The organism is Azohydromonas lata NBRC 102462, assembly GCF_001571085.1.
Lineage (GTDB): Bacteria > Pseudomonadota > Gammaproteobacteria > Burkholderiales > Burkholderiaceae_C > Azohydromonas > Azohydromonas lata.
This window is the reverse complement of record NZ_BCTC01000003.1, coordinates 35,888-55,711: the sequence shown is the minus strand read 5'-3', so window position 1 is coordinate 55,711 and position 19,824 is coordinate 35,888. Positions and strand designations below refer to the sequence as shown.

The 19,824-nt window shown below is 70.4% G+C and carries 20 protein-coding genes; 6 read left to right on the top strand and 14 right to left on the bottom strand.

The annotated features are described in order from the left end of the window. Positions 1-367 precede the first annotated feature (367 nt). The 13 genes from ALA01S_RS02120 to ALA01S_RS02055 all read right to left on the bottom strand — a co-directional run bounded on the left by ALA01S_RS02120 (position 368) and on the right by ALA01S_RS02055 (position 12,884). Positions 368-1,381: an MBL fold metallo-hydrolase gene (locus ALA01S_RS02120; RefSeq protein WP_169805833.1), complete on the bottom strand. Its 1,014-nt coding sequence runs from the start codon at positions 1,379-1,381 to the stop codon at positions 368-370. 31 nt (positions 1,382-1,412) lie between these two features. Further along, entirely contained in the window at positions 1,413-2,240 is an 828-nt protein-coding gene (locus tag ALA01S_RS02115; protein ID WP_066331380.1) for a quinoprotein dehydrogenase-associated SoxYZ-like carrier, read from the bottom strand. Between the two features lie 96 nt (positions 2,241-2,336). Further along, positions 2,337-3,299, bottom strand: a complete 963-nt coding sequence (locus ALA01S_RS02110) for a quinoprotein relay system zinc metallohydrolase 2 (protein WP_066331378.1) — start codon at positions 3,297-3,299, stop codon at positions 2,337-2,339. Between the two features lie 113 nt (positions 3,300-3,412). After that, complete coding sequence (locus ALA01S_RS02105; RefSeq protein WP_238455665.1) at positions 3,413-3,949, bottom strand: SRPBCC family protein; 537 nt, start codon at positions 3,947-3,949, stop codon at positions 3,413-3,415. Positions 3,950-4,005: 56 nt separating this feature from the next. Continuing rightward, positions 4,006-4,998, bottom strand: coding sequence for a YncE family protein (locus ALA01S_RS02100; protein ID WP_066331377.1), 993 nt, complete (start codon positions 4,996-4,998; stop codon positions 4,006-4,008). After that, entirely contained in the window at positions 4,985-5,668 is a 684-nt protein-coding gene (locus ALA01S_RS02095; protein ID WP_066331376.1) for an HAD family hydrolase, read from the bottom strand. Before ALA01S_RS02095 ends, ALA01S_RS02100 begins: the two co-directional genes overlap by 14 nt. 4 nt (positions 5,669-5,672) lie before the next feature. Next, positions 5,673-6,062, bottom strand: a complete 390-nt coding sequence (locus tag ALA01S_RS02090; RefSeq protein WP_066331374.1) for a 4a-hydroxytetrahydrobiopterin dehydratase — start codon at positions 6,060-6,062, stop codon at positions 5,673-5,675. Positions 6,063-6,234: 172 nt separating this feature from the next. Next, the gene (fae, locus tag ALA01S_RS02085; protein WP_066331370.1) at positions 6,235-6,768 is read right to left on the bottom strand and encodes a formaldehyde-activating enzyme; all 534 of its coding nucleotides are present in this window, start codon (positions 6,766-6,768) and stop codon (positions 6,235-6,237) included. 95 nt (positions 6,769-6,863) lie between these two features. Continuing rightward, on the bottom strand, positions 6,864-7,682 hold the full coding sequence (locus tag ALA01S_RS02080) for a formylmethanofuran dehydrogenase subunit C (RefSeq protein WP_066331367.1): 819 nt from the start codon (positions 7,680-7,682) through the stop codon (positions 6,864-6,866). Then, positions 7,679-8,614 (bottom strand): formylmethanofuran--tetrahydromethanopterin N-formyltransferase, encoded by a 936-nt coding sequence (gene fhcD, locus ALA01S_RS02075; protein WP_066331362.1) that lies wholly within the window; start codon positions 8,612-8,614, stop codon positions 7,679-7,681. Before fhcD ends, ALA01S_RS02080 begins: the two co-directional genes overlap by 4 nt. Beyond that, entirely contained in the window at positions 8,611-10,302 is a 1,692-nt protein-coding gene (locus ALA01S_RS02070; RefSeq protein ID WP_066331360.1) for a formylmethanofuran dehydrogenase subunit A, read from the bottom strand. The genes fhcD and ALA01S_RS02070 overlap by 4 nt, the downstream gene beginning before the upstream one ends. After that, complete coding sequence (locus ALA01S_RS02065; protein ID WP_066331358.1) at positions 10,299-11,579, bottom strand: molybdopterin-binding domain-containing protein; 1,281 nt, start codon at positions 11,577-11,579, stop codon at positions 10,299-10,301. The genes ALA01S_RS02070 and ALA01S_RS02065 overlap by 4 nt, the downstream gene beginning before the upstream one ends. 564 nt (positions 11,580-12,143) lie before the next feature. Continuing rightward, positions 12,144-12,884 carry a HisA/HisF-related TIM barrel protein gene (locus tag ALA01S_RS02055; RefSeq protein ID WP_066331355.1) on the bottom strand — a complete coding sequence of 247 codons (741 nt, stop codon included), beginning with the start codon at positions 12,882-12,884 and terminating at the stop codon, positions 12,144-12,146. Here ALA01S_RS02055 and ALA01S_RS02050 point away from each other — a divergent pair. From ALA01S_RS02050 to ALA01S_RS02030, 6 genes are all read left to right on the top strand, one after another. Beyond that, positions 12,883-13,854 carry an ATP-grasp domain-containing protein gene (locus ALA01S_RS02050; protein WP_066331354.1) on the top strand — a complete coding sequence of 324 codons (972 nt, stop codon included), beginning with the start codon at positions 12,883-12,885 and terminating at the stop codon, positions 13,852-13,854. The genes ALA01S_RS02055 and ALA01S_RS02050 overlap by 2 nt on opposite strands. After that, the gene (locus ALA01S_RS02045; RefSeq protein ID WP_066331351.1) at positions 13,844-14,908 is read left to right on the top strand and encodes a hydantoinase/oxoprolinase family protein; all 1,065 of its coding nucleotides are present in this window, start codon (positions 13,844-13,846) and stop codon (positions 14,906-14,908) included. Before ALA01S_RS02050 ends, ALA01S_RS02045 begins: the two co-directional genes overlap by 11 nt. 2 nt (positions 14,909-14,910) lie before the next feature. Next, positions 14,911-15,513, top strand: a complete 603-nt coding sequence (locus ALA01S_RS02040) for an amino acid kinase family protein (RefSeq protein ID WP_066331349.1) — start codon at positions 14,911-14,913, stop codon at positions 15,511-15,513. 258 nt (positions 15,514-15,771) lie between these two features. Further along, entirely contained in the window at positions 15,772-17,151 is a 1,380-nt protein-coding gene (locus tag ALA01S_RS02035) for a hypothetical protein (protein ID WP_066331348.1), read from the top strand. Positions 17,152-17,793: 642 nt separating this feature from the next. Next, on the top strand, positions 17,794-17,961 hold the full coding sequence (locus tag ALA01S_RS32515; RefSeq protein WP_157118704.1) for a hypothetical protein: 168 nt from the start codon (positions 17,794-17,796) through the stop codon (positions 17,959-17,961). 598 nt (positions 17,962-18,559) lie between these two features. Continuing rightward, complete coding sequence (locus ALA01S_RS02030) at positions 18,560-19,219, top strand: arsenate-mycothiol transferase ArsC (RefSeq protein ID WP_066331346.1); 660 nt, start codon at positions 18,560-18,562, stop codon at positions 19,217-19,219. A 34-nt stretch (positions 19,220-19,253) separates the two neighbouring features. Here the strand turns inward: ALA01S_RS02030 and ALA01S_RS02025 are convergent, their stop codons facing one another. After that, entirely contained in the window at positions 19,254-19,724 is a 471-nt protein-coding gene (locus ALA01S_RS02025) for a hypothetical protein (protein ID WP_157118703.1), read from the bottom strand. Positions 19,725-19,824: the final 100 nt, after the last annotated feature.

The window sequence follows — 19,824 nt, the reverse complement described above, 5'->3', positions numbered from 1 at the left end:
ACGCAAGTGTGGTCCGTCTCAAAACTTGGCACCGGTTCGGGTTTCCACCATCTAGCCGACGGCGCCTTTGCTTCACCTTGCAGCGTTGTGGCGGTCGGTAGCAACGCGGCGGCTGCCGCGCGGCCGGCCTGCGGGCTGCTCCCCACCCCAGGACACGGCCCATGCGGGCGCAACCACCCCGGCGGCGCCCGTTGCATGCGGGTTTGCACCCAAAACGGGCCGTTCCGGCCTCAACCGCCACGCACGGCCTGTGCAGGCACAACCGAGAAGAACACTCGGGTAATCCGTTGCCCGCTGCCCACATCCATTAGGCGTTTTTGCAACGCTGCGCGCGCAACGTCGCACGCCGCGGTGCAAGGCGTGGCCGTCAGCGCTGCGGCGTGGCCTCAGGCGCGGCCAGCCAGCGCAGCTCGGCGGCCAGGTACTGGCGCTGCACGTTGCGCTTGTGGAAGGCCTCGTAGCGCGCTGCCGTGCGCCAGTCGGCCAGCTCCACCCGGCGCTGGGCTTCCAGCAGGTCGGCACCGCCGTCCAGCAGCGCCTGCACCTGCGCCTCCAGCGCCGCCAGGTAGCTCTCGACGGACGCGATGAGCGCCGGCGCCGCGCCCGGCGCGCCGTAGCCCGGCACCAGGGTGCGCAGCCCCGGCTGGCCGGCCAGGCGGCGCAGCGCCTCGCGCCAGGGCGCGGCTTCGCGGCCGGGGTCGATTTCAGGCACCCGCCCCGCGGGCACCAGCGCGCCGCCAAAGGCCACGCCGCTGCGCTCGTCCAGCACCACCAGGTCGCCCGCGGTGTGGCCCGCCAGGTGCAGCAGCGCGATGCGCCGCCCGCCCAGCTCCAGCACCTGGCTGCCTTCCACGCGGCGGCCGGGCAGCACCAGCCGCGTGCCGCGCATCACGGCCTCGCCCAAGTCGGCGCGCAGCCGGCGCAGGCACTCGTGGCAGCGCTGCGCCATGAGCTCGGCCGTGGCCGAGTGCGCCAGCACGGGAATGCCGGCCTCGGCAAAGGCGGCGCCGCCCATGAGGAACTCCGGGCGCGCCTGCGTGATGACGGCCAGCACCGGCTTGCGCCCGGTCAGGCGCCGTGCCTCGGCAATGGCCCAGCGCGCCAGGCGCGAGGAACCGCCGGTCTCGACGAGGACCGGACCGGCGGGCGTGTCCAGCACCCCCAGGTTGCCCACGGCGTCCTGGTTGCCGGCGTCGGCCGCCTCCAGGCTGCCGGGCAGCACCCACACGCCCGGTGCCACGGCCTGGGCGGCGCCGTAGCGGGCGGGCGGCGGATTCGCCATCGCGGCGGACAGCGCCGGCGCAGCCGCGGTGCCCGCCAGGGCGGCGAGCGCGGCCAGTGCCAGGCGGCGGCGCGGGATCAGGGGAGTCGATGCATGCACGGCCGGCAGCATGGCATGCGCGCGCCGCGGCTCAGGCCGAGAGCTGCAGCTTTTGCTCGAAGTGACGGCCCTCGGTGTCGTCCACGCGGGCGACGAGCTCGCCGCCGCGCGGCTCGGCCTTGAGCCAGAAGCGCAGGTGCGGGTTCTCGCTGAGCGAAAAGTCCACCTCGGCCTGGAGCAGGGGCGCGCCGGCGTAGGCCAGGGCGATGTGCCGGACGAACTGGGCCTTGGTGTACATGCGCGTCACCTGGTCCATCACCAGCCCGGAGTCGTTGGGATGGCTGACCATGAGCTGCGCGCGCAGGGGCTGACCCGGCGGCGCGTCCTCCTGCACCGCCAGCCGCATGCGCCCCAACGCGGCGCGGGCAGCCTCGGCGTCCTTGCCCGGGGGCGCGGAGCAGCCGCCGGAGGCTTTGACGAAACGCTTGCTCATGACCAGGCGGCCGTCGGAGAGCTCGGCCACGGCGCGGACAAACCCGTACTCGTCGATGCGCACGCGGGTCTCGAAATCGGCACGGCCGCTGGCCGGGCCGTACTCCATTTGCGCGGCCAGCGGCGAGGGGTTGTTGTCTATGACCAGCACCAGGCGGCGCACCGACAAGCCGCGTTCACTCTGGGCGAAGCCCATGCGCACGCCCAGGGGGACGACGGCCGCGTCCTCCGCGCGCACGGGCGCCTGCAGGGCAATGAGCGACTCGTCCTCGGCGATGGGACGGCGGCCGAACAGGGCCTCGCGCTGCTGCTGCCAGCGCGGGTTGTTCTCCGACTCCTCGGCCGTGCGCAGTTGCGCGCGGGCGGCGGCCGGCGCGGCCAGCAACAGGGCCAGCGCCTCGCGGCGGTGAAGAAGTGACGGCTTCATGGCGACCTCCTCGGAAAACTGCTGAACTGCTGGGCGAGGCAAGTGCCTGGCAGCGGGCCCGGGTGCGGGTGCGGGAACGGCACCGCCGCGGCCTGTTCAGCGCGCCCACTCCAGCTCGGCGTAGGCGGTGGTCAGGTTGCGGCGATGGAAGTCCGGCGCCAACTGCCATTGTCCCGGCAGGCGGGTGGCTTCCAGAGTTTCGGTCAGGCTCAGGCCTTTTCCCAGCGCGGCTTCCACCTCGCGCCGCAGGTCGGCGAGGTAGGCGGCGGTGGGCTGCAGATCCGCGGGCCAGTGGTCCATCACGCGGCCATGGCCGGGCACGGCGCGGCGCACGCCGCTGTCCTTGGCCAGGTCCTGCAGCACCTGCTGCCAGCCCAACAGCCGGCCGTCGAGCACGGGCAGGTGGCCGTCGAAGGCGAGGTCGCCCAGCCACAGCGTGCCGCTGGCGTCGTCCAGCACGGTGAGATCGTCGTCGGTGTGGGCCGTCGGCCAGGCGCGCAACTGCAGCGTGCGCCCGCCCAGGTCCAGCTCCATGCGGTCGGCCACGGCCAGCGTGGGCGGCGCGATGCGCTCAGGCACGTCCGTGGCGCCCTCGCGCTGCAGCGCGCGCAGGTAGTAGGGGCCGCGCGCGGCCAGCGCCGCCGCAAGCTTCAGGTGGCCCACGATCTGCGGCGGCCGCCCGCCGTTGGCCGTGGCAAAGGCGCCGTTGCCCATGACGTGGTCCGGATGCACGTGGGTGTTGACGAGCCAGCACACCGGCAGCGGGCTCACGGCGCGCAGCGCGGCCAGCAGGTCGCGCCCATGCTGCGGGCTGCCGCCGCTGTCGATCACCGCGGCGCAGCGGCTGCCCAGGATGAACCCGGTGTTGGCGACGCGGCCGTGGGCGGCGTCCCACACGGCGTGCTGGCCGGGAAAGAGGTAGACGCCGGGGGCAATGGGCTGCGCGGCGCTTGGAACGCCGGCCTGGGCGCCGGCTTTGGGGTCCGGCCCGCCCACCGGCGCGCAGCCGGCCGCGAGCCAAGAGAACGCGGCAGCGGCCAGGAAACGGGTGAGGGACATGCTTGCGACTCCAGCCGGTCCATCGCGGCGACTTCCGGTCCCCGGGACCGCTGCCGTGGCGGCAGCGGCGGGGCCGTGGTGCGGCGGCCGGCACCGGCCGCCGGGGGGAAGGCTTACTTGCCTTCGGCCATCTTCTTGAGGTTGGCCAGGCCGCCCTGGTAGACGCCGGTGACGGCCTTCACCGCCGCCTCGTCGTTCTTGTCGGCCGGGGGATCGTTGCCGGGAAAGGCACGGTAGAAGGCACCGCGCCACTCGACCACCGATTTGCCGTCGCCGTCCGGCGAGACCTGGATGGTGGAGGTGTAGTTGCTCACGGGCAGCGCGCCGCCGTCCTTGGCGCGGTAGGTGTAGCGGCGCTGCTCGTCGCTGTAGCCCTCCAGCGTCTCGACGATCTCGCCGCCGCCCTTGATGGCGATGGTGCGCACCGAGCCCACCTCATTGCCCTTGTCGGCCGGGCTGGCGGCCACGGCCGGATGCCACTTGGCCAGCCCATCGAAGGCCTTGATCTGGTCCCACACCTTGGCGGCGGGGGCGTCGATGTTGATCTTCTCGACCACCTTCTGGCGGGTCGGCCCGTGGGCCAAGGCACTGCCGGCAAAGGCGGCGGCCAGGCCAAAGGCCATCAGGCGCTTGAACAGCTTGGGATGCACGTTGGTCGTCTCCTGTCGTTGTGCTTGAAAGCTCTGGGAAGCTGGGGAAACACCCGTCAGGGCGGCGCCGCCACGAAGGCGCCGAAGCCCCGGGGATTGGAGCCGGTGGGGATGCGCGCGCGCAGTTGGCCGCTGGCGGCATCCAGCACCGAGAGGTCGTCGTCCATCCAGTTGACGACCAGCAAGTCGTCGCCCTGCACCGCCACCCCTTCCGGCGAGCCGAAGCCCTCCAGGCGCTGCAGTTGCGTGAGCGTCTGCGCGTCCAGCACGCTCACCGTGTCCTCGTGCTGGTTGGTGACGTAGAGGCGCGCGCCGTCGGCCGACAGCGCCGCGCCGTAGGGCGCGCGGCCCAGCGGCACGCGCTGCACCTCGCGCAGCGCGCGCAGGTCCACCACGCTCATGTCGTCGCCCTGCACGTTGAGGGCCAGGAGGCGCGCGCGCGGCTCGTCCAGCAGCAGCGCGTAGGGATGGCGGCCCACGGCCACGCGCTGCGCCACGCGCCCGGCGCGCAGGTCCACCACCGCCACCACGTCGTCGTCGCGCTCGGCCACGTAAGCCGTGGCGCCGTCGGCCGACACGGCCACGCCGCAGGGCGTGCGGCCCAGCGCGATGTCGGCCACGCGCTCCAGCGTGCGGGTGTCGAAGCCCAGCAGGCGCTGGCCCTGCCAGTCCGCCACCCAGACGCGGCGGCCGTCCGGCGCGGCGGCGATGCCCAAAGGCTGCTCGCCCGCGGGCCGCGTGGCCAGCAACCGCGCGCTGCCCTGCTCGATCACGGCAAGCTCGCGGCTGTCGGGGTTGGTGATGAAGACACGGTCGCCGGCCACCGCCACGCCCGCGGGCGAGCGACCCACCGGCACGGTGGCCACCACGCGGCGCTGCGCGATGTCCACCACGCTCACGTCGTGGCTGCCCTGGTTGGTGACGTAGGCCAGCGCACCGGCACCGCCCGCCACGCCGGGCGCGGCCTGCAGCGCCAGCGCCAGCAGCGCGCCCAGCGCCGCGGCGCGGCGGCGCATCCGGCGGGCGGCGCGGACTTCAGAACGCCACATCCGCAATGCCCAGCACTTGCCAGCCGCGCTCGCGGGCCACGGCGCGCAGCTTGTCGTCCGGCCGCACGGCCACGGGGTCGGTCACGGCCTCCAGCAGCGGCAGGTCGCCCGCGGCGTCGGAATAGAACCAGCTCCGCTCGAAATCCTGGAGCGCGAGCCCCTGCGCCGCCAGCCAGCGGCGCACGTGCGCCACCTTGTGCTCGCGGTGGCAGGGCTCGCCCTGGATGTCGCCGCTGAGCGAGCCGTCACCGGCGCGGTGCGGCTCGGTGGCCAGCAGCTGCGCCACGCCGAAGACGCGGGCGAAGGGCTCGGCCACCAGGCGCGAGGTGGCTGTGACGATGGCGCAAAGATCGCCCGCGTCGCGGTGGCGCTGCACCAGCGCCAGCGTGGAGCGCGGCACGCGGCGCGCCATCTCGGCCTCGAAGTCGCGCCGCCAGGTGGAAAAGAGTGCCTGCGCCTGCGCGCCGGGCGGGCAGACCACGGCGCGGTGCAGCGCCTCCAGGCCTACGCGACCGGCCACGTAGCGGCGGCAGGCGTCGAGGTAGCGCCTGGGGGCGTCCTCGGGCACGGCATAGCGGTCGGCCAGGAACTGCAGCCACTCGCGCCCGCTGTCGAAAGGGATGAGGGTGTGGTCCAGATCGAACAACGCCAGTCGTTGAGGCTTGGCCATGGCGTCAGTCGTACTTGATGTGCTTGAAGCGCGGGTCATCGGGCGTGCCGTCCAGCGGCGAGTCCTCGTCGCGGCCAGGCTGCCACATCAGCACGTCCTCGATCTTGTGGGCCAGTGCGAAGTCCTTGTCCGTCACGCCCTTGGCGGCGTGGTTCATGAGCTTGACGATCACGAAGGCGTAGGAGACCGTGAGGTCGGGGTGGTGCCAGGCCGCCTCGGCCAGATGGCCCACGGTGTTGACGACCATGAGCGTGGACTTCCAGCCGCTGGTCTTGTACTTGCGCCGTATCCAGCCGTCCTCGCAGTACCAGGCGGGCAGCTCCTCCTTGAGCCGCGCGTCTATCTCCTCGGGGCTGTACACCGTGTCGGCGGTGGACTTTCGCCATTTCGTCATGACATCCCTCCTGAAGCGGCCGGCCGGGTGCGGACATCGCACCGTGCAACGCCGCCGCAAGGCGCAGTCTTGCGCCTTGCGGGCAGCGCTGCCCAGACCCGGGATGAAGCCCACGCCGCGGGCATCAAGTCATTCCGTGCCAACGGGCGGACCGTTGGTCGCCGGCGCTGCGTCAGCTCCAGTCGTCCATGTCGTGCTTGATCTTGTGGCGGTTGGCGATGAGCTCTTCCACCGAGGGCTCGTTGGCCAGCGCGCGGCGCAGGGCCAGCTTGGTGGCCTCGTAGTTGGTGCGGTACATGTCCTTCTTGTCCAGCTCGGCGTGGGTGGCGCAGCGCGGGTCGATCCAGACCAGGGAGATGATGCAAAGCTCGTTGGCGATGTCCTTGGGGATGACGCCCTCGATGAGGCAGTCCACCACCGCGTCGGCCGTGGCCGATTGCACCACGCCGCCGAAGAGCTCGATGTTGGTCATGTCGCGCAGCGTGACCTTGGGCACCATCATGGTGGCCGGGCGGACGAGCTGGTTGCACGCACGAATGGCGAACATGGCCGTGTGGCCCTTGCTCTGGGCCATCATGTTGGCGAAGGCCTGGCCCACCGGGCCGTCGGTGCGGCCGATGAGGATCTCCGGCATCGCATCCGTGAACTGGCCCTCGGCGGCCAGCACCGTGGCCTCGCCGGCGTGGAAGAGAAAGTCTTTGCTCATGTGTTGTTTCCTGTGAGTGGGGATGAAGCAGGTGTGGTTCGTCAGCCTGTAGGAGGCCCGCAAGCGGCCCCCTACAAGGCGTGGTCGTTGCCATGTCAGCCGGGCAGCAGGATTTCCCCCCGCCCGCCCGTGGCCAGGTCGCCGGCCAGGCGGCGCACGCGCCGCGACGGCAGCCCGGCAAAGGCCCCGCCATAGGCCACCAGCGAGCGCGCCAGCAGTTGCCAAATCACGCCCACGTCGTGCCGCGTGGCGATGAAGTTGGGCGACGCCTCGATCGCGCAGCCGCCCGCGCACAGCAGCGTGCCGCGGCGCATCTGGAAGCCGGCGTGCGCGCCTAAAGCGCCGCCCACGGCCACGGTGCCGGCCACCAGGCGCGAGGCGGCGAAATCGCCCGCGCCGCCGTGCACCAGCACCAGGCCGCGGCGCATGCGGTCGGCCAGCCGCGCGCCGGCGCGGCCCTGCACCAGCAGCACGCCGCCCTTGACGCCTTCCATGCTCCCGGGCAAGGGTGCTGCGGCAAAGTCGCCCACGTTGCCCTGCACGGTGATGCGCCCGCCCTGCATCTCGCAGCCGGCCAGCTCGCCGGCATGGCCGGCCACCGTGATCTCGCCGCCGCTCAGGCCCGTGCCGAGCAAGTCGCCAACGCAGCCGCGCACGGCGATGCGGCCAGAGGCCATCTGCCAGCCGATGCGGTCGCAACGGGAGAGGTCGCCCTCGAACACCAGGCTGTCGCCGGCACCGTCGTCCGTGCGCGCCACCTTGAAGAACTCGGCCAGCGGCAGCGGCTGGCGGCCCTGCCACAACGGCAGCGTTTCAACCGCGGCCACGTCCATGCCGGCCAGCGCCTGGGGCACGAGCGAGCGCAAGTCCAGCCGCAAGGCCGGCGGCTGCAGGAGGGTGAAAGTCCAGGTCATGCCGCCGCCTCCAGCAGCTTGTGCAGGTGGAAGTGGAAGGGTCCCAGCTTGCCGCCGTAGTTGCCGGCGGTGATGCGCAGCAGGCCGCTGTCCACGCCCCGCGCCGTGGCCGCGTGCAGGCCCGCGCGCATGGCGGCGGCGACGTCGGCCTCGGTCAGCCCGTCGATGACGATCTCCATCACGCAGTCCTGGCCGGGCGCGAGGTCGCTGCGCGGCGAGAGGCCGGCCAGAGAGGGGCAGAAGGCGTCGTTGGTGGAGGCCGGCAGCGTCTTGTACTTGCTGCCCACCTTGGAGCCGGAGCGCACCACGCCGCCGGGGAAGGGCATGATGACGTTGGGCACCGCCCGCATCGCCGCCACGGCGGTTTCGGCAGCCGCCAGCGCCGCGTCCACGTCGCGCGCCACCAGCAGCAAGTTGCCGCCGCCCACGCCCTTGACCACCGCCGTGGTTTCCTGGGCAACGAACTCGCCGTCCATCACCGGCACGCGCCAGTAGCGCCGGCCGTCGATCACCTTGCTCACCTGCCAGCCGTCGCCGAAGAAGCGCAGGTTCTTGCCCAGCGCGATGGCCTCGCCCTCGTCGATGCCGGCGTACACCGCCGTCGTCGGGCAGGTCAGCACGCACTGGCCGACGCGGCGCTCGACCTGCTTGGCCAGCTCCTTGCCCGACATGGAGAAGATCAGCACCGACACGCCCGCGCGGCCGTCCGGCGTTTCTTCAGGCGCCAGCTCGCGCTCGATGGCCGCCTCGCAGCCGCAGGCGATGACGGAAGTGGCAAAGCCCGTGGCGGCCACCGCGGCGTGGCGGGCCCACGCCAGGTTGTGCGCCGTGATCAAGAGGCGCGTGCCCTTCATGGGGAAGGCTTCCGCGAAACCGTCGTCCACCAGCACGCCGTTGAGCAGCACGGGCGCTGCGGTCGTGGAGGTCGTCATGCGCCGGCCTCCTCGGCGTTGGTGAAGCAGGCCGCGGGCAGCAGCCGGCCGCCGTTGCAGCAGGCGCACAGCTCGTCGCGGCCTATGCCGGCGTGGTCGGGGTGGATGCTGCCGTGGCGCTCGGCCCAATTGCGCAGCAGCCGCGTGATGCCGCGGTCGTACTCCGGCGTCACGAAGTGCGTGCCGCCCGTGGGCACGGCGGTGATGCGCCCGGCCTGCGCCACCAGCGTGCCGTCCTTGAACACCAGCTCCGGCGTGGTGAACATGGCCTGCGCGTCGAGCTGCCGCCGGTACACGGCGATGTCGGCTGCCGAGCCGGGCGCCAGCCGCCCGCGGTCCTTCAGGCCCAGCAGCCGCGCCGGGCCGGCGCGGGTGATGATGGCGATTTCCTGCAGCGTGTACTCGCGCGTCAGGTCCTTCAGTGCCGACTGCGCCGCCACCTCCGGGTGCAGTTTCGAGAGCTGCTCGTCTCTGAAGCTCTTGTCCATGAGCAGCCGTATCAGGTGCGGGTAGCTCGTGAACGGGCCGCCGTTGGGATGGTCGGTGGTGAGCACCACGCGCCACGGGTCCTTGATCAGCAGGAACAGCTCCAGGCCGATGCACCACTGCAGCGCGTTGACGTAGCTCTGCTCGCGGTACTTGAAGGGCACCACGCCGCAGCCGCCCACGCACTCGATGTCCGCGCCGGTCCACTTGCGCGGGTGCGCCAGCGCCGCGGTGGCGAGCTGCGACATGGTGTCGCCCGACGCCGTGACGGTCTGGCCGAAGATCACCTGGCCGACGTCTATGGAGACGTTGGGGTGGGCGTTGACCACCTCCGCCAGCTCGTGGGCCGCCGACGAGAACTTGTAGGGCCCCTCCTTGCCGTAGCTGTGGAACTGCACGTGCGTGAGGTGGCCGGGCAGGCCTTCGAGCGCGTCAATGGTGGCCAGCGTCGAGGCGATGTTGCCGGCCGCGCCCAGGTTGCTGGCGTGGATGTGCAGCGGGTGCGCCAGGCCCAGCTCGTGCACGGCGCGCGCCAGCGTGGTGACGACCTGGCGCGGCGTGATGCCCCAGTGCGTGTGCGTGCCGTCCACGTCCAGCCGGCGCTGGTTGAACTTGAAGGCCGAGATGCCGCCCGGGTTGACCACCTTCACGCCCATGGCCTTGCTGGCGTCTATGGCCCAGCCGACGTAGTCGCGCAGCCGCTCGAAGGGCTGGCCTTCGGCCAGCATCTGCAGGAACAGCTCCTCGTTGCCCAGCATCACGTAGGCGCCGTGGTCGAGGATGGGCACGTCGCCCATTTCCATGTGCGCGTGGCGCGCGTTGCTCAGCACCATGGCCGGCTCGAAGGCGGCCGTGTAGCCCATCTCCACGTAGCGGTAGCCGGTGGACAGCGTGCCCGGCGCGCAGGTGCCGCAGGAATCGAATTCCAGCGGGTTGACGGGCCGCGGCAGCGGGTCGCGGCCGCGGCGGTGGTCCTCCGGCAGCAGCATGCGAGCGAGGTTGACCTTGCCGCCGCCGATGTGGGTGTGCAGGTCTATGCCGCCGGCCATGACCACGCAGCCCGCGGCGTCGAAGCTTTGCGAGGGCGGCGCGCCGGCGTCGGCGGCGGCGATGCGGCCGTCGCGCACGTGCAGGTCCATCACCACGTCCAGGCCCGAGGCCGGGTCCATGACGTGGCCGTTCTTCAGGACGAAGTCAGTCATGCGTTCTGGGCCTTTTCGAGCTCGGCGCCGAGGGCCGCCACCACCTGGTCCACGCCGGGCAGGCCGTCGGGGCGCAGGGCGCGCAGCGGCATGAGCACCGTGCCGTCGGTACGGAAGAGGTGGCCGGAGCGGCCCAAGCCGGGCGTGGCCACGGGAATGAAGACGCTGGGCTCGCCGCCGGCAGGCGGCGGCGTGTCCGGATGCGCCAGCAGCACCAGCGGCACGCCGGCCGCGGGCGGCGGCTCGGGGTGGAAGGCGTTGACCCACAGCAGCGCGTCCACGGCCTTGTCGGCCAGCAGCCGCCGCGCGTCGTGGCGCAGCGGGTCGTGCTCCAGGCCCAGCGCCGAGGCGTGGGTGCGCGTGGGCAGGCCCGACAGCCAGGAGAACACCTGCTGCACCGTGCCGCCGCCCTCGTTGCCGCCCAACGGCAGCGAGGCGGCGCGCGTGGCGTGGTTGAGCGCGTTGACGATATGGTGAACGGCTTCGGCCGCCAGCGCGCCGTGCTCGCCCAGGCGGGCGGGCTCCCACACCAGCACCGCGTACTGCGCGGCGGCCAGCGCCTCGGCCAGGGCCTTGAGCGCGGGGTCGGCCTGCGGCAGCGGGCGGCTGGCGCACAGGGCCTGCAGCACGGACAGGGTGGTGAACAGGTCGCCCCCCTGCAGCGGCAGCGCGTCCACCGCCACGCCGCTCTGCGAGGGCGCGTCCGGCTCCAGGCCCAGGTAAACCAGGCGGCGCTGGGCCACGAGGGAGGTGTCGCCCACGCCGCAGCGGCGGAAGAACTCGGGGAAGTTGTCGCTCGGCCGGGTCAGGCAGATGAGCAGGTCGGCGCGGTTGCGGACCTCGGCCAGCGTGGCCGTGAAGCCGCCGCGGTCCTGCAGCGCGCGCGTGGCGTTGAAGAGGGCGCTGCCGTGCAGGTGGTCGGTGACGGCGCCGCTGCGCTCGGCCAGGCGGTAGAGGGCGCGGGCGCCGGCCACGTCGGTGGCCAGGCCCCCGAACAGCGGCAGCCGGCTGCGGCGCAGCAGTTGGGCCGCGGCACTGACGGCCTGGGCCAGCGTGGCTTGGGCGCCGTTGACCAGCGGCGCGGGCGCTGGGCCGGGCTGCGCGGCGAAGCTTGAAAGGCCGCGGCGCGCGCGCGGGCAGTCGCTGCCGGTGAGCTGCAGGCTGTTGTCGGCTTGCGGCAACACGCCGAAGCCGTCGCACAGCAGCGAGCAGAAAGGGCAGGTCCAGGGAGGTGCGTCGGCCGGGGGCGTGCCGGCGTCGGGGACGGCTTGATCCATGGCGGCCCGGTCCGCAAGGGGCATGCCACGCGCAGGCGGCGCGGCGCGGCAGGGATTTAGGGGGGCAACGGGGGCAGGGTGCTGCGCCGGGACTGTCCCACTGTGCTGCGGGGGTGAAACACTGTGTGGCGTTGGGAAGGGGTGGAAGGGCAGGGAATGGCTAGGAAAGCATCGGGCTGCCGCGAAGTGCAGCCAAGGCGCGCAAAGCGTATGGACAGCGGGAGGGGTTTGGCTTGCGCATCACGGGAGCTGTCGCGGCTCGCTCTCCACTACGTCATTCCCGCGAAGGCGGGAACCCAGGCGGTCCCCTACCAGAACGCAGACGTGACGCCGGCTCGTGAGCTGCCGGCGGGCTTGGGGACCGCCTGGGTCCCCGCCTGCGCGGGGATGACGAGGCAGGGGGCGATGCGTTGTCTCTCACGGGATACCGAAGGCGTGTGCTTCTTCTTCGTCGGCAGCGGCACACGGCACGTCAGCCCCCATGGCACAGATCGTGTTTAACCCCCCGCCATGTTTCCCGCCCAAGCCACCCGCCGCACCCTGCCGCGCCCGCCCGGCCGCGGGTCAGGGCGCGCCGAGCTTGCCGTCGTGCAGCGCGCTGGCCACGAGCCAGCCGGCGGCGCCGGCGGCGCGGGCGGTGTCCAGGTCGGCCTGGGAGCGAATGCCCCCGGCGCCGAAGAGGCGGGCCCGCGGCGCGCGCTCGCGTATGGCGGCCAGCGTCGCCAGGTCCGGCCCCGCATCGGCCCCCACGCGGTCCAGCGTCATGACGATCAGCTCGCGCGGCCAGCGCCCCGCCCGCGCCCAGGCGCCGGCCGGGTCCAGGGGCGCGGCGCCGCGCTGGTCCAGCGACAGCAGCGCGCCCAACACGGGCTTGGCGGCGTCTTCAGCCACCGCGCCGCCCGGCTCGCCGAAGCAGTCTTCGAAGGCCGCGCTGCCGTTGAACGACTCGGTGCCGAACACGGGGCGCACGCGATGCGCGGCCTCGCCCAGCGCCGCCAGCGTCGCGTGGGCGGCGGCGGCATCTTTGAAACCCGCGTCCAGCCACAGCGTCACGGCGGGCAAGCCGGCCAGCAGCTCGCGCAGCAGCGCGGCCTGCGCGGGGCGGCCCAGGATGGCGTCCAGGTCGGCGACGTAAAGCGTGCCGGACGCGCAGCGCGCCAGCAGCGCGCGTGCCAGCGGCAGCGGCGCGCTGCCGGCGCACAAGGCGGACTGCATGGGCTGGTACTGGCTGCGCTGGCCGCGCACGGCGCGCACCACCTGGCCGGCCAGCAGATCGATGACGGGAACGAGGAGAAATGAATCCATGCCTACCCAGCGTGTGTTCGTTTACGAGTATCTCAGCGGCGGCGGCCTGATCGGCGGCGAGGACGGCGACGACGAGGAGCTGCTGGAGCAGGGCATCGCCATGCGCGACGCGCTGGTGGCCGACCTCGCCGGGGCTCCCGGCATCCGGGTGAGCGCCGCAACCGCCACGGCCGAGAGCGTGCGCGCGCCCAACCTGCAATGGGTGCGGCCGCGCGAGGGGGAGTCGCCGCACGACTTCGTCTGCCGCCAGGCCGCGGGGCACGACCTGTGCTGGGTGGTTGCCCCCGAAACCGCCGGGCTGCTGGCCTGCATGCGCAAGCTCGTGGGCTCGCGCCGCTGGGTGGGCTGCGACAGCGTGGCGCTGCGCGTGGCCGGCAGCAAGCTCGCCACGCTGGAGCACCTGGACCGCCACGGCATCGCCACGCCGCTGCGCTTCATGGGCGCGGGCCAGGCCTCGCGCTGGGTGGTCAAGCCCGACGACGGGGCGGGCGGGCTGCACACCCGGGTGCATGGGACGCTGGAGCAGGCCAAGGCCGACTTGCGCCAGCGCCTGCGCCAGCAGCAGGCCGCCACGCTGGAGCCCTGGGTGGAGGGCCAGGCGCTGAGCCTGTCGCTGCTGTGCGGCGCCGCCGGGGCAGAGCTGCTGAGCATCAACGCCCAGCACATCGCCGTGGGCGCCGACGACGGCGCGCTGCATTTCCAGGGCGTGCGCCAGGGCGCCGTCGCGCTGGACGACGCGCGCGCCCCCGCGCTGCGCCGCCTGGCGCAGGACGCGGCGCAGGCCCTGCCCGGGCTGCGCGGCTGCGTTGGGCTGGACCTCGTGTGGCATGCACAGCGCGGCCCCGTGCTCATAGAGATCAACCCGCGGCTGACCACCGCCTTCGCCGGGCTGTCGCAGCGGCTTGGGCGGCGGCTGGCGCTGGAAGCCCTCGCCGGCTTCACCGATGCGGAGATGCGGTATGCGGCCTGAAGCGGCGGGCACCCTGGGGTGGGACATCGGCGGCGCCCACGTGAAGGCCTGCCGCGTGGTCAACGGGGAGCTGGTGGACGCCGTGCAGTGGCCCTGCCCGCTGTGGGAGGGCCTGGACAGGCTGGATGGCGTGCTGGCCCAGGCCCGCGCGCGCTGGCCGCACATGCAGCGCGCCCGCCACGCCGTGACCATGACGGGCGAGATGGCCGATTTCTTCGCGGACCGCGCCGACGGCGTGCGCCGCATCGCCGAACGCATGGCGCTGCAGCCGGGCATTGGGCTGGATTTCTGGGCGGGCGAGCACGGCTTCGTCGCCCTGGCCGACGTGGCGGCGCAATGGGAAGCCATCGCCTCGGCCAACTGGCTGGCCACGGCCGAGCTGGCCGCGCGCCGCGCGGGCCGCGGCCTGCTGGTGGACATCGGCAGCACGACCACGGACCTGATCCCCTTGCGCGACGGGCGCCCGGCCGCGCTGGGCCGCAGCGACGCGCAGCGCCTCATGAGCGGCGAGCTGGTCTACCAGGGCGTGGCGCGCACGCCGCTGTGCGCGCTGGCGCGGCACATCGACTTCCAGGGCCGGCCGCACAACGTCATGAACGAGCTTTTCGCGACCACGGCCGACGTCTACCGGCTCCTGGGCGAGCTGGACGCCGCGCACGACCAGCACCCCGCCGCCGACCACGGCGCCAAGGACGCGCCGGCCACCCGCCGCCGCCTGGCGCGCATGGTGGGCCGCGACGCCGCGGAGGCCGTCGACGCCGACTGGCTGGACTTCGCCCGCGCCTGGCGCGCCGAGCAGCTCAACGAGATCGGCCGCAACCTGGACCGCGTGATCGCCGCGGCCGCGCTGCCCCGCGGTGCGCCGCTGGTGGCCGCGGGCTGCGGCGCCTTCCTGGCGGAAAAGCTGGCCGCCGCGCGGGGGCGGCCCTGCCTCTTCTTCGCCTCGCAAGTGGCCCGGCTGGCGCCGCAGGCCCTGCCAGGCGTGGCGCGGCTGGCGCAGGTGTGCGCGCCGGCGCTGGCCGTGGCGCTGCTGCTGGAGCGGGGAGCGCGCTGAGCATGTGGGTGTTCAAGCTCGGCGGCAGCCTGCAAAGCGACCCGGCGCTGCTTGGGCGCTGGCTGGCGCTGCTGGGCACGCTGGGACGGGGGCGGGCGGTGATCGTCCCGGGCGGCGGGCCCTTCGTGGACCAGGTGCGCGCGGCGCAGTCGGCCTGGGGCTTCGACGAGCTGACGGCCCACAACATGGCCATCCTGGGCATGGCGCAGACGGCGCTGCTGCTGCGCTCGCAGCACGGCGCGCTGCAGCCCGCGGTGCGCGACGCCGACATCCGCCGCGCGCTGCGCGCGGGCAAGACCGCGCTGTGGATGCCCATGGAGCTGCTCAAGGAGCACGCCGACGAGCTCACGGGCTGGGACGTCACCTCCGACAGCCTGGCGCTGTGGCTGTCCATGCGGCTCAACGCCGAGCGGCTGGTGGTGGTCAAGAGCTGCGTCGTGGACCCGGCGCTGGATCTGCCTGCCCTGGTGCAGGCCGGCGTGCTCGACGCCCGCTTTGCCGCCATGGCCGCGGGCGCCGGCTGCGCCGTGGACGTGGTGCACAAGGCGGCGCTGGACGACGTGGCCGCCGCGCTCACCGGCGGCTGCCGCCACGCGCCGGCCTGACTCCCGCAGGGCTTTGCTCGCCCTTTTGCGTCCCTTGGTGGTGCTTCATGCGCCCGCGCGGCCCAGTCAAGCCTGAAAAAACAGCCGGGAAGGCAGAAATTTGCTGCCCGAGGTCGATACAGCTTGTCACAGCGGCATTAGGCTGCGGACAATCGTGCCCGGCTGCTTTCACCTTGCAGCTACCTTGCTGTCCAGGTTGGAAATCGCCTGCACCAGCCGCTCATGACACGCACACGTGGCCTTCTTGCACCGCTGACCATGGACCTTGCCGACTATTTCCTTTCCGCCTCGACCGCCCTGATCGGGCTGGCCTTGTGGAGCAACACCCGCCGCACGCAGCGCCTGCAGCAGCGCGTGGCGCAACTGGAAGCGCGGCTGGCCGACGGCGGCGGCGCGCAGGGCGAAGGGGCGGCGCCGGCCCGCCCGGCGGCCGACCTGGCGCTGGACGACGTGCAGCCGCTGCAGCTCTACTACTGCAGCGCCGACGGCAAGGTGCTGTTGGGCGTGAAGAAGCTGGACCCGCAGAGGCTGGCCAAGCTGCCCAAGTCGCCCATGGCGGGGGCCGAGGCCAAGTTGGGCGCCATCGCCGCGCTGCTGCAGGCGGTGCCGGCCGTGCTGCCGCACGCGCGGCTCAGTGGCCAGACCATGGAAGTGCTGCTCAACGGCCCGGTGGCGGCCAGCCGCGGCAACGAGGCGCTGGTGGCCATGGTCAAGGGCGCCACCGGCAAGGTGGTGGACGTGGCGCGGCTCAAGGGCGTGCCCGCGCTGGCGCCGCTGTCGTGCAGCGCCATTGCCGCCACGACGGTAGCCGTGGCCGCGCGGCTGTCGGTGGAGGGCATCGCCGAAACCCTGGCCGAGACGCTCAAGGGCCTGGCCGAGGTGCGCGGCACCCACGCGGCCGAGCGCAAGGCCGTCATCGGCGAGGCCGTGAAGCACCTGCGCGACGACGTGCTGCAGGCCGTGCAGCGCGGCAACCTCTCGCCGGTGCTGGTGTCCGACGTGGAACAACTGGACCACGGCCTGGCCGAGGTGCAGCGCGACCTGCAGGCGCAGCACCGCAAGCTGCACCGCGGCACCAAGGGCCTGCATTGCGAGGGCGAGTTCGACCCGGACGAGTTCTTCAAGCTGCTCTCCGACCACGTGCGCAACCTCGACGCCACGCGCAAGCAATACGTGCTGACCCTGAAGGTGCGGCTGGTGTGCTGGCAGTTCCTGAACCTGTTCCCGCAGGACCGCGAGGCCAACGCCGCGCGGCGCCAGGCCCTGGCCGAGGCGACGCAGGCCCCCGAGCTGGGCACGGCCTACGAGCCGGTGGTGAAGGCGCTCACGACCCAGATCGACGCCCTGGACGAGTCGCTTTCCGACGACAAGACCCTGGCCCACCGCAAGGCGGGCATGACGGTGTACGCGCAGAACGCCTTCGAGAACACGCGGCAGCAGCTCGACGAGATCCGCGAGAGCCTGGAGAAGCTGGCCGCCGCCGCGGCGCAACAGGTGACCTCGGTGGACAAGCCCACGCGGCTGGCCGTGCGGGTGCTCAAGGGCAAGCTCGAAGCCTTTGAAATCCAGGACACGGCCGCCCCCGCGGGCACGGCGCAGGCGCGCACGGGCGCCACCGCGGCGGCGGCGGCGGCGTGAAGGCGGCGCGGCCCATGCCGCGCACCTTTGCCTTTGCCTTTGCCATTTCCCCTGAAATATTTTCAATTTCCAGATGCACCGCCGGCATGCCACATTCCATGGCCAGAGCTTCACTCAGGCATGGAATTGAAATTTAACCGGCCTGATGCGTGGCATTTGGCTGATGCCATCCGCAGACGACACGAGAAACATCGCTCGACCCGCCATATTTATTTACTCAAGCATAAAAACCGCCCAAGCGGCACAGGCATGCAGCATCAACAATGAATAGCATTATGCGGCCCACAATTTAGTGCACCAACCCAACACAGCCGACAACACTTGCCGACATGCTGGGCGACGCACAAAATAAAATATAACGCAATTTAATATTGAATTATTCAATTTCCCAAAGAAACGCAATCCAAGTTCAAGAGATTTGATTGCCAGAATATAACAATTACCAAAAAACATATTGACGCACATGCAATATGTGCAGCCAAGCAAATCCCGACAAACACTTCGGCAAGTGTTCTCTTGATTCAAAAAATTAATTTTGCCGAAACTCATCTCACACATGAGATTGAAATATTCACTTTATTTGACACTGTTGAAATATTTTCAATGTTTCTCAGCATAAAACATTAAATCAATTGATCGACCTTGGATGTGGCAGATGATTTTCAGAATCTTCGCGAAATACTTCCACGCATTGATGATTATAAAGATTTAAAATCAAACAAAGAGGCCATGAATGACAAAATGCACCACTTTAAAACAACCAAAAATACATTTACGCGTCACTCAATCCAACAAACAACAGGCCTGTGATCCAATTATCAATTATATTCAATTCAAGTACGGCATTAATTTTCCACACCTCAGGCAATGCCTGTTTCGCCCCCTGAGATGAGCGCCATTTGCCACGGCTTGTGGCCGCGGTGCGCAGGGCGTGCCCTTGCGAAAGATTCGCCATATTCAAAGATCAACGCAGGAACCTGAAATGAATTTGCAAGCATTTTGTGATGGAACACGCTGGACTGTGCAGCCTGTGGACATGGCCGTTTCAGCCCAAAACTCCTTGGGCGCACATTGAATGTGTCTTGCACAAATTCCTATCAAATACCTTGCAGCACATGAGTTAAAATGATGACGCCTGTGCTTCTCGCTCATGCCGCGTTGAAGGTGCACAGACCTGGGCATGAATAGCTATCAAAAACCTTTCCAAAGGTCATATCCCGGCTCAAGTTGCGGCACCTGCCGTGCAAGTTGCCTCGTTTCCTTCTATGGGGCGGAAACCGAGGCGGAGGCGACAGAGCCGGCCGGCCGCGCGCCGGCGGTGCCCGCCAGCGCAGCCACCGCACACCACGGCCACCCCTGAACCGTCCAAGCCCCCGGCCGCCTCCACCGCCTCCCAAACGCAGTCCTCATGCAGCAAGCACCCGACAACGATCACCGCGGCAGCACCGGCCCCCTGCGGCGCCTGAGGAACATGGTTCAGCGCAACTACGCGGGCCGGCGGGGTTTGACGCGGCTGTTGCTCACCAATTTCGATTACCTCCTGGGCACGGCGGTCAAATTCACGCGGCCGGATCTCTCACGGGTGGACAGGCTGGTTTTCGTTTGCATGGCCAATTTGAAGCGCAGCGCGTTTGCGCACGTGGTCAGCCAGCGCGCGGGCCTCAATACCGCATCCTTTGGATTGAATACCGTTTCAGGCCAGCCCCCTTTGCCGCTGGCCATACGCGTGGCCGAGGAAATGGGGTATGAATTCAATGAGCACCGCAGCACGGATTTGCTCAATTTCCGTCCCAAGCGGGGTGACCTGTATCTGGTCATGGAACTGCGCCATGCCTACGAACTGACGCGCCAGGGTTTCCCGCCTCACCAGATTGCCCTGCTGGGATACTGGTCATGCCCGCAGCGGCTGCATATACACGATCCGCACCGCATGGGGGTGGAATACCTGCGCAGCTGCTATACGCTGATCCAGTCCGCGGTCACCAACCTGGGCCACAAACTGCACGCCCTGGGCCGTGCCAAGCGCCTTCAGCCGCCACCGCCGGCGGGGCCTTCCACGGCAGCCTGAATTTTTGCGTGGCCCAAAGGCCACACTCGAATTCTTATTTTTGGTCCAACTGCCAATTCCAGCGTGCATCCGAGACGATGCGGAAATCATGGGATTTTCCGCCGCTCAGTTGCTGGACCGTTTCATAATATGCCGCGCTGCGCGGTTCCGCTGCAGGCTTGGGGCTCAAAGGATCTTGGCCTGAATATCTCAGGCCAAGCACATATTTTCCCGGGGGAACGTGCAGCATCACGTTCTCACCGTCCTTGATGCTGGCCGCGGGCTTGCCGTCGATGAGCAGCGTGATGGGCTGGGCCCAGCCTTTCCAATGGGATTGCCTCACCACGTGCAGCATGGCTGCCGGCTCGCTGGACAGGCGTTCAGGCATCCAATGGATGCGCTCGGCCGGCACGGGGCGGCTCAGCACCTCCATCGGTCTCGCATCGGCGCGGTACGCCTGTATCAGCGCCAGGGGAATGGCCGCAGCCAGGAATTGCAGAAAACAAACGTTGAGCGGCCTCTTCATGGAAGTCCCCAGCAAAAACATCGAGTACGCCGGAAAGGCTGCGAAACCCGCGCACATGATCACACACGCGCCAGCATCGCATGATTGTGATCAGGTTGCC